Here is a 12360-nt window from a genome sequence, read left to right as displayed (position 1 = left end):
AACGGAATGTTGCTGAACAAGCGATAGCGCTCGCCTTTGTCTCTAGATTCCCACCTTTATTCGTTTATTCAGGGGAATCTGGAGGCAACAGCGATGGTAAGCACCACCCGTTTGCGGAGTGGCACACCGTGTACATTTTCAGCTCATCGCCACACTCAACCTTTGACCGAACCAGCCATAATACCTTGTATAATATATTTTTGCATGGCCAGAAAGAATACAATGACTGGCAAGATGCCCAGCACCAGAGCAGGCAAAGCCAAATCCCACTGCTTCGTGTATTGTCCAAAAAAGGCATAGGTCGCAATCGGAATCGTGCGTAGTTCAGCCTTTTGCAGTACCAGAGAAGGCAGGAGATAATCATTCCAAATCCAGAGCGTATTTAAAATAATAACAGTTACCATCATCGGCAGCATCAACGGATACACAATTCGGAAAAACACTCCGTAAGGCGTACAGCCGTCCACCGTAGCTGCTTCTTCCACCTCGACTGGCACACCTTTGACGAATCCATGAAAGAGGAAGATTGACATAGGGGCTCCGAATCCCAGATAACAGATTACCAGACCACTTATACTGTTCATTAAATCCAGTGTACTTACAACCTTGACCAAAGGAATCATCACCGATTGAAAAGGAATGACCATAGCAGCTACGAACAGGCTGAACAACACTCGATTATAACGCGTCGGACGCCGGACCATTCGGTAAGCAGCCATTGAGCTGATCAGTACGAGCAGTAGATTACTAACTACCGTAACTACAAATGAATTCCATAAAGCTTCGGGAAAACGCGTGATGCTCCACGCTCTAGCGTAGTTGCTCCATACAAAGGTTTGTGGCCAGGCCGCGGAATCAGTGAGCAGGTCACCAAAGCTTTTGACCGAATTCACGAATAAAAAGTAAAACGGGACGAGGAATAACAATGCGACGAGGATCATCACCATCTCGGTCGCCCATGTTCCAAAGCGGTAGCGTTTGCTTGTTTCCATTTACGCTTCCACCTCCCGACTTTTCGTCAGTCGTACCTGAAGGCTCGTAACCAGAGCAACAATGATAAAGAAAATGAGTGCTTTAGCTGTTCCCAGCCCATAACGATTATTCACAAACGCTTCATTGTAAATATTGAGTGCAACCGACTCTGTGGACCCGAAGGGACCGCCTTTGGTCAGTGACAAATTGAGATCGAACATTTTGAATGACCATGATATCGCCAGGAAAAGACATACTGTAACGGCAGGCATGATCAAAGGAAGTATAATCGACCGCAAAATTTGCATCCGGCTTGCTCCGTCAATTTCGGCTGCTTCCAGCATATCGCGGGGCACATTGGTCAGGGAAGAGATATAAATAACCATCAAATACCCGGCAGTTTGCCAGATAAACACGATTACAATGCCCCAGAAGGCCGTGATCTCATCTCCCAACCAGGACAGGTTGAAGAAAGACAAGTTCGTGCTCTCTCCGATTGCTGCAAATCCCTTGACGAAAATAAACTGCCAGATAAAGCCCAGCAACAGACCTCCGATCACATTAGGCATAAAAAAGATGGTCCTTAGTACATTTTTTGTTTTCAGCGGTTTGGTTAGAAAATACGCCAGCAGAAAGCCAAAAATATTCGCAGCCACCACTCCTACCACCGTAAAACGGACCGTAAACCAGAACGCTGTCCCAAATTTGTCATCATTCCATAAAATGTGACTGAAATTATCCAGCCCGACCCACTTTGCCTCATTGGCTACCCCATTCCACTCTGTAAAAGAATAGTACATTCCGAGCATAAAAGGGATTACAATAATGATAACGAAAAATAACGTCGACGGCCCTACAAAAATGCATTGCTGGAGCCATTGCGACGACTTGGCGCGATTCAATCCGATCCCCCCCTTTTGTTGTCTGTTGGTGTCTGGAACGCTCCCTTACGGCTTTCTTTCAGCAGCATGATGCTTGGGCCGTACGGATATGCGATTCACATGTTCATTATGTCGAATAAGCGCTCTGGAGAACACGTAGGATCGTGAACCATTAGGGGGGAAAATATTGACCTCTGGCTTGCCTTGAATTGTGAAAGGAGCTCACTGCATGAAATTTCACAGTATTCGTTCCCGCCTGATCTGGTTTTTGCTCATTGCGGTCACTCTACCGCTGCTGCTGTCGATGACTATGACCTTCGTTCTCACCAAGCAATCCTTGCGGGAGCAGGCCACACAAGAAAATGAACGGCTTATTTTTCAGGGAATTACGAATCTGGATAACTATTTACAGGGACTGAATCGCGCGTCCATCGGAGTCTATAATGACCCCCATTTTCTGCGTAATCTGGCCAAAATTCCAGATGATTACCGGGCCGTCGCTGAAATTTACACCACCCTGCAAACGATGATGAATGCTTCGTCAGGCATTGACCAAGTGTATTTGCATTCTTTTGAGGCTGGGCAATCCACGTTGATTACCAGTACAGTCCCGCTACGGGAATTCCGACTGGAGCCCTTTACTGGTTCTATTCATTACGGCCCTTCCGGACTATTCATACAGCCTTCGCACATGAAGCATTTGTACGGCTTTTCGGCGGTTGCCTATGCGGAGCACAGCACAAAGCGGCAGGTATTTACACTTCATCGGGCGATTCGGAACATTCCTGCCTCAGAGACGCTTGGGGTACTGGCTATAGATGTTGATCTGGAGCCGCTGCGCAGTATTTGCCGTCAATTGTATGATGCGGATACAGAGGAGCTGTTTTTGATCGATCGGAACGGAACAATCATATATAGCGGAAAAGAAGCAGCGATTGGAACACACTGGAAGGAATCTGACCTGCTCAATCGAATTTCTAAAGAAGGCGAGCACGGAGTGATTGAGGATGATACGGCACTGCACGTGTACGGCAAGCTGGATGCCAACCTATCAGGCTGGACGCTCGTCAAGAAAATTCCACATCGTACGCTGTATTTACGGGCTACCCGCCTGACTCAGATCAATGCGGTCATTACAGGTGCAGCGTTGCTACTTGTCATTGTTGCCACGTTATGGATTTCGATAAAAATCACGGAACCTATTAAGCGACTGACTCGCTACATAAACCAGATTCAGTCCGGTCAGCTGGATGTAGACATTCGGGCCATGAGTAACGATGAGATCGGAGTGCTGTCGCGCCGTTTCAGACAGATGATGGATACCATCAATAACCTCATTTTGCAGGAATACAAGCTGGAGCTGGCTAACAAGACACACCAATTGAAAGCGCTTCAAGCACAGATTAATCCTCACTTTTTATATAATACGCTACAGTCTATTGGAACCCTGGCTCTACAGCATGAGGTGCCGCGAATTTATTCTCTACTCTCTTCCCTTGCCAAAATGCTACGCTATAACATGCGGGACCATACGGTCGTTACACTTAAGGAAGAAGCCGAACATGTAAAACAATATCTTGATTTACAAAAGGAACGCTTCGGTGAGCAATTAGAGGTCACTTACCAGTGGGAAGATGAGGTCCTGAATGATCGGGTGCCTAAAATGATTCTCCAACCATTGGTGGAAAACTACTTTAAACACGGTGCCGATCCTCGGCTGGGGCCCGGTGAAATTCGCATTACAGGCAGCCGAATCCGGGAAGCCATTGTGAAAATAACCGTGGAAAACAACGGAACTTCCATTCCACAGGCCGAATTGGAGCAGCTCCAGCATATGTTAAAACGTCCGCTGAAAGCCTACGAAGAGCCGGACACTAGCGAGCAGGATTCCATTGGCCTTCGTAATGTTCTATTGCGTATTCAGCTTCACTCGGAGGATGGTTCTAACACCCTGTGCGTAGACAACATCCTGCCTCATGGTGTCCGTTTTACACTCGAAATTCGCACTGAAGCCCCTGCAGAAATTCATATTAAGGGAGAGTGATCTGTCAATGAAAGTCCTGATTGTGGATGATGAGAAGCATGTACGCCATGCCATTCGGATGCTCGTGCATTGGGAAGCGTGCGGTGTGAGCGAGGTAATTGAAGCTGAGTCGGGCGATCAGGCGATTGAGGTCATTACCGCCCTTTCCCCACCCGTTGTACTTACGGATATGCGGATGCCCGGCAAGGATGGAGTAGCACTGATGGAGTGGATTCAAGTGAATTCCCCAGCAACCAGAGTTGTGGTGGTCAGTGGCTATGATGATTTTGATTTGGTTCGACAGGTCATCCGCCGGGGAGGCATGGACTATATTCTTAAGCCCGTAGATCCAGTGGAGATTAACGAGGCTCTAAATAAAGCCACTCAAGCCTGGCGGACAGCGGAGCAAGACCGGAACAGGCAAACGATGCAGGCCATGGAGGTCAACCGGATGAGGCCGCACTATGCTGATAAGCTCCTGACTGAGATCGTTTCCGGTATAGCGAGTACCCCTCTTTCCATTACACCCTTACGTGAGGAGTTACGTCTTCCCGCAGCTATTCAGATATGTAATGCAGCTGTGATGAGTACCACGCAGCTGGATGCCGATATACTGGACAAATATAAAACGCGTCGTGCGCTTTTGAGCTTTTCCCTGATTAACATCTGCAACGAATTTCTTGGAACTTCTCAAACTGGAATTGCATTCCGTCATCTGGAGCGTATGGACGAAATTATTCTGCTATATTGGGGCGAGCCATCTCGTTGGCCGCTGCTCTTGCAGGATATTCACACAGGGATCAAAACGGCTTTGCGGTGTTACATGCACATCGGGGTTGGCTCTTATGGCTCTTTTGGCGCTTTTCCCATAGCGGCAGCCACTGCCTACCAAGAGGCACGGCAAGCGTTGTGGAAACGGGATGTGTTGCAAACCGCCGACTGGATGCACCAGAGTTCCCAGACACGGCAGAACATTCGTCTTCCCCAGTTGCCTGAGATGGAAGAGGAGCTACGGCTTAGTGCGCTCAGCTGTAATGCCAATCGTGTGTCGATAGCGGTAGGCCACTGGATAGCAGCTGTAGCCGAGCTGCCTTCGGTGACAGCAGAGCAGCTAGCCAGTTGGAATCAGGAGTTGGACTGGATGCTGGCCCGCTGGCTGAATGACAGACCCGGAGATACCGATGGCGAGGAACTGGCAGATGAGTCCGGCTCCATTCATGCATTGCCGATCGACAACCGTGGCATGCTTTCCCTGCCCTTATGGCAAAGACAGGTTGAAAACCGACTGCTGGCAGCCGGTCAGGCACTTACACCAAGCCATAGCCCAAACAACCCGACCATCCGTGATATTGCCCGCTATCTGGATGCACACTATGACGAGGACATTTCTCTACAGGATATGGCGAGCCGCTTTTATCTCAGTCGGGAATATATTTCACGTAAATTCAAGCAGGAGTACGGGGTTAATCTGTCGGACTATTTGTGTCAGATCAGGATGAGCAAGGCAAAGCTATTGCTGCTGAATGACAAGCTGCGCCTTCATCATATTGCCGGTATGGTCGGGTATCAGGATGAAAAATATTTTGGCAAGGTGTTCAAAAAACTGGAGGGGGTCACGCCTGGCGAATTCAGAAGACGCCATTCTGCAAATCCTCAGCTGTGACCGCATACAACATGTGATCTTCCCACACACCATTAATCTTCAAATAGTTGAGAGCCAACCCTTCGCGGCGAAATCCTGCCTTTTCCATCACTCGATTGGAAGGCGTATTTCTTGGCATTACTCCAGCTTGAATACGGTGTAATTCCAACTCATTCAGGGCGTAGCGTACAATATCCTTCACTGCGGAAGTGGCATAGCCTTGTCCGTGGTATGCAGGATCTACAAAGTAGCCCAGATTGGCGTTTTGAAAGGGGCCTCTAGCGACACCCGACAGCTCCATTCTGCCAATCAGCTTATTATTTTCCGGCAAAAAAAGTCCAAACGTATATCCCTGTCCAGCTTGTGCCGCTTCCAAACCGTTGGAAATCAGACGCGCCTGTTCTTCCAGCGTAAAGTAAATTTCAGGTCGTTCTGGCTCGAACGGTTTGAAGAAATCAAAATTTTCACGTCTGATCTCTAATAAACGTTCTGCATCACTTACTTGTAACAGTCGAATCTGTAGCCCCGGATGGGTGGACTTTATCAAAATCGCGTCATTAGCTTTATGTAACATTGTCATTTTCCTTCTTTCTGAGTTATTCCTATATTATTGTTCACGTTCACAGGACAGGAAAATACCCCAGGTGCATGAGAGCAGCCTAGGGTATCTCCATCATTCAAAATTTAGTCCGTAACAGGCATCCAGCCTGGAAGGGTCGTCAACGCACCCCACAAGTAGTCAGGAATGACTAGCTCCTGCTGGGCTTGCTTGGATAATGTCGTGCGAATGGTATCTTCTGTGCCGTTTTGCACCTTCTGAACCCATTGTGGCTCCATCAAAAGCGGACGTCCCAGCGATACAAGCGGTACACCTGTCTCCAGTGCTGCAAGCGCTTCGTCCGGTGTATTCAGCGACCCGACTCCCATAATCGGCACACGGTTACCTACCTTCTCATGGATAAGAACGGTACGTGACCGTTCGTCACTGCGGTCACGGAACGAACCACCGAAGAAATGATTTACGGAAATGTGCAGGTAATCCAGCCCTTGATCCGCCAGACGGTCTACAAGCACCATCGTATCATCCAGCGTAATGCCTGGTGTGTGTCCTTCCTCAGGAGACAAGCGGTATCCAAAGATGAATGGCCGCTTTGCATGTTCTGCGATTACTTTCTTCACTTCGTGAACAACCGCCAGCGGGAAGGTCAGTCTTTTTTCAACACTTCCTCCCCATTCATCGGTACGACGGTTGGAGTGCGGGGAGAAGAACTGTTGCACCAGGTAACCGTTCGCTCCGTGAAGCTCCACACCATCATAGCCTGCTTCAATCGCACGACGAGTTGCTTCGCCATAGGCACGGATGACGCGGTGGATATCATCGGATGTCATTTCACGCGGTACAGGCGCGCCTTCTTTTTCCTCGGCTACTGCGCTTGCACTGATCGGCTGTCCATCTGGAATTTGATCCGGTGGACACAGGCGGCCACCATGATAAATTTGCAGGATCGCTTTTGCGCCCTCTTGATGAATCGTATCCGCCAGACGACGCAGGCTCGGAATCATTTCATCCTTGTCCGCACCGAACTCATTGACAAAGCCTTTGCCATCTGGAGTTACATACACACAAGCGGTAATAACCGCGCCCACACCACCGGAGCGTTCACGGTAGTATGCCAGTTCCTCGTCACTGACTTCACCATTTTCGTGGGAAGCAAAGTTAGTCATAGGTGCCATGGTAATACGGTTCTTCAACGTAACACCAGATGGCAGGGTAAAAGCTTCAAATAGAGAATTATATTTTGGGTTCATTCGTTCTCTCTCCTTCAGTTTAAATCAGATCAGATAATATAAGGCTGTTAAGCATGAAGCCGAATATGAATTCGATGCAGTTTTCCTTCCACAACGAACTCAAACTACTGTTGCTTACTTAAATACAGTGGTTATAATAACCACAGTATAATGATCCGCAACTATAAAGTCAAATCTATCCTTTCTGACCTTCCCTAAACTGTTCGAAAAAGCTGAACCGCAGCCACTTGTCACAAGCCACTGACAAAGCTTAATGGTTCCCGGATGTGCTGTTCTTCTCCTCCCGGCGGGAAAACCAGGTCGCGAGCAACGAGCCGGAAATATTATGCCACACGCTAAAAATCGCACTCGGTACAGCAGCAATCGGATTAAAATGAGCTGCTGCCAGCGCAGCGCCCAGTCCGGAATTCTGCATTCCCGTTTCCAGCGTAACAGCTTTACGCTTGGAAAGATTCATACCGAATAGCTTGGCAAACCAATATCCGAGCAGGAACCCGATACCGTTATGCAAAATAACCACACCAAAAATAATCGGACCTGTCTCCAAAATCTTGCCTTTGCTGCCTGCAATCACAATAGCCACGATGAGCATAATCACCAGTGTTGATATAAGCGGCAGCGCCTGGACACTGGCTTCTGCCTGTTTGCGAAATAGCGATTTGACGATAACACCCAGCACAATGGGGACAATAACCACGATGAGAATATCCATGATCAGCGACTTCGCATTAATATTCATCCAACGTCCAGCAAGCAGGTTAATCATGGCCGGAGTAGCCAGTGGAGCAATCAGCGTCGACACCGAAGCAATCGATACTCCCAATGCCACGTCGCCTTTGGATAAGAGCGTCATTACGTTGGACGCGGTTCCACTCGGGCAACAGCCTACCAAAATGACACCTACCGCAATATCCGGTGGCAGCTGCAATACTAATGCCAATCCAAAGGCCAGAAACGGCATAATCAGATAATGCCCGACCACACCAATAGCCACATCCACTGGACGCCGGAATACTTCACGAAAGTCAGCCGCAGATAAAGTTAACCCCATCCCGAACATGACAATGCCCAGAAATAACTGTATGTATCCTTTTAACCCTGTAAACGCCGCAGGAAAGAAAAATCCCAAGCATGCAAATAAAAGTACCCAGATGGAAAAGGTTCCTCCTACAAATTTCCCTACTTTCTCCAAGCCATTCATTCTACTTATCTCCTTACTTCCATATAAGTTGAACTTGAGGAATTTCAGCTTATATAGTGCTTAAAATTTTCACCATTGTACTACATATGACTGCATATACATACAACTTTTTATGATTATACCGGGATCAAGAAACTTTTTCCCGTTAGGACATATTCGAAAGCAAAGTGGGTATATTCATAATAGAAGATTGTGACCAGTCGGTCATTTTGGGTCAGCATTCGTTGAGGAGGAGATATCCCTATGTCACGAAGCCATCCGTATAAATGGTGGAATATTATTGCATTTATCGCTGTCGTTCTCGTTAACATTCTGGCTTCTACACTTCCTATCGGCGGCAGAAGCACTGCTGCTGTATCCAACATGTACCCAACCTTAATCACACCAGCGGGTTACGCTTTTTCCATCTGGTCCGTCATCTACGTACTGCTCGCCTGCTTTGTCGTGTACCAAGCTACACCTACAGGGCAAGCCAAGACAAGCGTTCAGTCCATCGGTATTTTTTTCATTCTAAGCTGTCTCTTCAATATCATCTGGATTTTCCTCTGGCAGTATGTATACGTAGAGCTGTGCGTCATCGTCATTATTCTATACTTGCTTTCCTTGAGCGTCGTGTATGTACGTACCCGCACGCCGCAGCCAACCCGCGGAGAAATGTGGTTCGTCAAGCTAACGTTCAGCCTCAACCTCGGTTGGGTATCCGTTGCTACTATTATCAACATTGCAGTGGCACTGGAAAAGAATGAATGGAGTGGCTGGGGACTGAGTGATACGACATGGGCGATCATTATCCTGCTCATCGGCACCGTATTGGCCATCATGGTCAGCTTCCCTTATCGCGACAGCATTTATCCTCTCGTATTTGTATGGGCCTATGTCGCCATCGCCGTCGAGCATCCGAACAATGAAAATGTACGGCTGGCTGCATGGATCTTGGCGGTAATCATTCTGGTGTACGCGCTATGTCTATTCTTTGCCCGTAATCGAGATCGGGATTAAAGAAACTATTGTTATCTACTAGCAAAAGCAAGCGAGTTGGGTCTGAATTATCTAGCCCAAGCTCGCTTGCTTTGTTTATTCATTTTAACTATGTGATTAGGTATAGACTTTAATCAAATCTATAAGCTTGCTTGTCGAGTGATCTGCATTTATTTTCTTCATATTGATAATATAATCCGACCTTTTTTCATACAAACGAAGAATCATGTCAACAAATCGTTCAGATTCCAAACAAAACACATTAAATTTGAGCAACCGGGTGCCTCTATTTAATAGGGACACCCGGTTGCCATACAAACTTTTTATTTTATGAACGGACCTTTCAGACTATTCGCCCTTCAATGCAATGACTTCAATCTCCACCAGTGCATCCTTAGGCAGACGAGCTACCTCCACCGCACTGCGTGCTGGATAGGGTTGCTCAAAGAAAGAACTGTACACCTCATTGACGCTGACAAAATCGTTCATGTCCTTCAGGAATACAGTCGCTTTCACAACCTGGTTCATGTTGCTGCCTGCCGCCTCCAGAATGGCTTGTACGTTGCTCAAGGACAGGCGTGCCTGCTCCTGTACATCCTTACCGAACTCACCTGTTGCCGGATTCAGCCCAAGCTGTCCCGAGGTGTAAATAAACCCGCCTGCCTCTACCGCTTGGCTATAAGGGCCGATAGCACCAGGTGCTTTTTCAGTAGCAATTGTTTTTTTCATAAGGGTTGGATTCTCCTTCCTGATACTGGTTCACCGTATTATAGCATGTGAAGTCCAAAGCCACTATTCCGTGCGACGGAATAACGCAGTGGGTTTCCTTTAATACATCATTTTGCGACAGTACTATATTTTTTATTTATTTCCGCTGTAACCTTTAGCCCCTATGTATCATCTAACTCCTGTAACCTGCTACATAAATTCTACAAATCCAGATACAGGTACAATGACCATAGCTAGTATAGACGGGAAAGGAGCACCATCCTTTGAATCTCGGAACAAACCTAAACCAAGCAAGGCAGGGGGACCGCAAGGCATTCGTCGCCTTGATGAAACATATGGAATCCGATATGTACGGCATGGCGCGTTCCATTCTTCGCAGCAATGAAGATTGCGCGGACGCGATGCAAGAGGCAATGCTCAAGGCATACCAGTCTCTGGGCGAGCTGCGTGAACCTCGCTATTTTAAAACATGGTTGCTTCGCATCCTCATTAATGAGTGCCATCAGATTATCCGCAAGCAAAAACGGATCGTCCCCGTGGCGGAATTTATAAAGGAACCCTCCACCTCGGGCGAATATGAAAAAATCGAACTGCGCGAGGCCATCGACCACTTGGAGGAATCCATGCGAACCGTAATTTCCCTGCACTATTTGCGGGATATGCCGATCAGAGAAATATCAGAGGTACTGGATGTATCAGAGGGGGCCGTCAAAACACGATTGCACCGTGCTCGCAGAATATTAATGGACCTGCTACAAAATCGTGGAGAAAGGAAGGTGACCTTTCAATGAGCCCTTCAGAGATTGAGAAACAGAATCAAGAGCTGGATCGGAAATTACAATCAGAAAAAGAAAACTTGAACGCAGACACGGTAATGATTCCCGATTTGGTAAGAGCACGCTTAGATGCATTTTACACACAAATGGAATCGGATGTGGAGCCGTTATCCAAGTATCCTTCCTTACATCGACCGGGCAAAAAATTTCTTCGGGGGACCGCAATTGCCGCTGCTTCTGCGGCTGTCATTAGCGTTATGATCATTGGTAGCGCCTTTGTTTCGCCTACAATGGCAGAATCATTGAAACAGGTTCCCCTTGTAGACAGCGTGTTCAAGCTTGCTGGGGATCTCGGGCTGCAAACCGCTGATCAGAAAGGGTTGGCAACTTCCTCGAATCTCAGTGTTACCCATAGCGGTATTACATTAAAGGTACCACAAATCATATTTGACGGGATACGCTTGGTCGTCGCGTTGGAAAAGAGCGGCGGAGATTCACAACATCAAACCCTATATCCGGCGATCCAAACGCAAGGACAGCCCGAAGAGGACATTCTGGAGAAAGTGGACCTGTTCATCAATGGGACATCGGTCAATAGCAATAATGGCGCCTTTAATTTCATGTATGGCCGCCCAGGCAAAGATAGTAATTCTATGCTGATTGCGTATATGCGTGACCCTGCCAGTGGTAAACCCGCCTTACCAGATCAGTTTGAGCTAGAGGTATATGCCAAGTTAAAAGGTGTAGCCGAGTCGTTTCGCATACAAGCCACAGTTCATAAAACTAAAATAAATAACAAGTTACTTCAGCTGCAATTGAGTATATCTAATCCGTATCTTGCATTTACGGCAGAAAAGGTAGAAATCACACCCATCACGACCAAGATCACAACGTCGTTTAAAATGCTGACCGATATTGCACATATGCCGGATGAGTACACCGTGGAGCGAGAGTACAATGACATCAAAAATGGACAAACGATCCAGTACACCAAAAAAGAATTGGATATGCTTGATTATGCGGTATTCGACGAGCAGGGAAGAGAACTCCAACTCCTAAGCGGTTCTGGAGTTCCCCTTACTAAAGAACGTGAGAGCAAAATGATCACCCTATTTACTCCTTTTGTGGACACTCCCCAGAAGATCATCTTCAAGCCTTATATATTGCCAACACAACCAGGAGGCAGTGCCCTACTCGATGCTAATGGCAACTGGACACGCCATTACATTGATGAATTAGAGATTACGATAGATGTGCCGCAACATACAAACCACCAATAAAACACAAATAACGCCACTGCAACCCGAATCATCGGGCAACATTGGCGTTATTGTCATTTTTAACCCTAG

The 12360-nt window shown here is 47.3% G+C and carries 11 protein-coding genes; 5 read left to right on the top strand and 6 right to left on the bottom strand.

Features of this window, described 5'->3' with window-relative positions:
• Positions 1 to 155: 155 nt before the first annotated feature.
• Together T3H97_RS02615 and T3H97_RS02610 are read right to left on the bottom strand one after the other, a co-directional pair.
• Positions 156 to 992, bottom strand: coding sequence for a carbohydrate ABC transporter permease (locus tag T3H97_RS02615; RefSeq protein WP_103046850.1), 837 nt, complete (start codon positions 990 to 992; stop codon positions 156 to 158).
• Positions 993 to 1874 (bottom strand): carbohydrate ABC transporter permease, encoded by an 882-nt coding sequence (locus tag T3H97_RS02610; RefSeq protein WP_025721893.1) that lies wholly within the window; start codon positions 1872 to 1874, stop codon positions 993 to 995.
• A 208-nt stretch (positions 1875 to 2082) separates the two neighbouring features.
• Here T3H97_RS02610 and T3H97_RS02605 point away from each other — a divergent pair, with 208 nt between their 5' ends.
• Together T3H97_RS02605 and T3H97_RS02600 are read left to right on the top strand one after the other, a co-directional pair.
• Positions 2083 to 3897, top strand: coding sequence for a sensor histidine kinase (locus tag T3H97_RS02605; protein ID WP_328801604.1), 1815 nt, complete (start codon positions 2083 to 2085; stop codon positions 3895 to 3897).
• Positions 3898 to 3904: 7 nt separating this feature from the next.
• The gene (locus T3H97_RS02600) at positions 3905 to 5539 is read left to right on the top strand and encodes a response regulator transcription factor (protein ID WP_328801603.1); all 1635 of its coding nucleotides are present in this window, start codon (positions 3905 to 3907) and stop codon (positions 5537 to 5539) included.
• Here the strand turns inward: T3H97_RS02600 and T3H97_RS02595 are convergent.
• From T3H97_RS02595 to T3H97_RS02585, 3 genes are all read right to left on the bottom strand, one after another.
• Positions 5505 to 6092 carry a GNAT family N-acetyltransferase gene (locus T3H97_RS02595; protein WP_328801602.1) on the bottom strand — a complete coding sequence of 196 codons (588 nt, stop codon included), beginning with the start codon at positions 6090 to 6092 and terminating at the stop codon, positions 5505 to 5507. The genes T3H97_RS02600 and T3H97_RS02595 overlap by 35 nt on opposite strands.
• Before the next feature lie 110 nt (positions 6093 to 6202).
• A complete protein-coding gene (locus tag T3H97_RS02590) occupies positions 6203 to 7327 on the bottom strand; it encodes an NADH-dependent flavin oxidoreductase (RefSeq protein WP_328801601.1) in 1125 nt (374 codons plus the stop codon).
• Between the two features lie 250 nt (positions 7328 to 7577).
• Positions 7578 to 8528: a bile acid:sodium symporter family protein gene (locus T3H97_RS02585; RefSeq protein WP_328801600.1), complete on the bottom strand. Its 951-nt coding sequence runs from the start codon at positions 8526 to 8528 to the stop codon at positions 7578 to 7580.
• A gap of 243 nt (positions 8529 to 8771) precedes the next feature.
• Here T3H97_RS02585 and T3H97_RS02580 point away from each other — a divergent pair, with 243 nt between their 5' ends.
• The gene (locus tag T3H97_RS02580) at positions 8772 to 9527 is read left to right on the top strand and encodes a TspO-related membrane protein (RefSeq protein WP_328801599.1); all 756 of its coding nucleotides are present in this window, start codon (positions 8772 to 8774) and stop codon (positions 9525 to 9527) included.
• A gap of 327 nt (positions 9528 to 9854) precedes the next feature.
• Here the strand turns inward: T3H97_RS02580 and T3H97_RS02575 are convergent, their stop codons facing one another.
• Positions 9855 to 10235: a RidA family protein gene (locus tag T3H97_RS02575; protein WP_013308546.1), complete on the bottom strand. Its 381-nt coding sequence runs from the start codon at positions 10233 to 10235 to the stop codon at positions 9855 to 9857.
• 263 nt (positions 10236 to 10498) lie between these two features.
• On the opposite strand from T3H97_RS02575, the gene T3H97_RS02570 reads away from it, so the two are divergent.
• Entirely contained in the window at positions 10499 to 11026 is a 528-nt protein-coding gene (locus T3H97_RS02570; RefSeq protein ID WP_328801598.1) for an RNA polymerase sigma factor, read from the top strand.
• Positions 11023 to 12291: a DUF4179 domain-containing protein gene (locus T3H97_RS02565; RefSeq protein ID WP_328801597.1), complete on the top strand. Its 1269-nt coding sequence runs from the start codon at positions 11023 to 11025 to the stop codon at positions 12289 to 12291. The genes T3H97_RS02570 and T3H97_RS02565 overlap by 4 nt, the downstream gene beginning before the upstream one ends.
• Positions 12292 to 12360 lie beyond the last annotated feature (69 nt).

The organism is Paenibacillus sp. LX16 (assembly GCF_036252815.1).
Classification (GTDB): domain Bacteria; phylum Bacillota; class Bacilli; order Paenibacillales; family Paenibacillaceae; genus Paenibacillus; species Paenibacillus polymyxa_B.
This window is presented reverse-complemented; position numbering and strand designations above follow the sequence as displayed.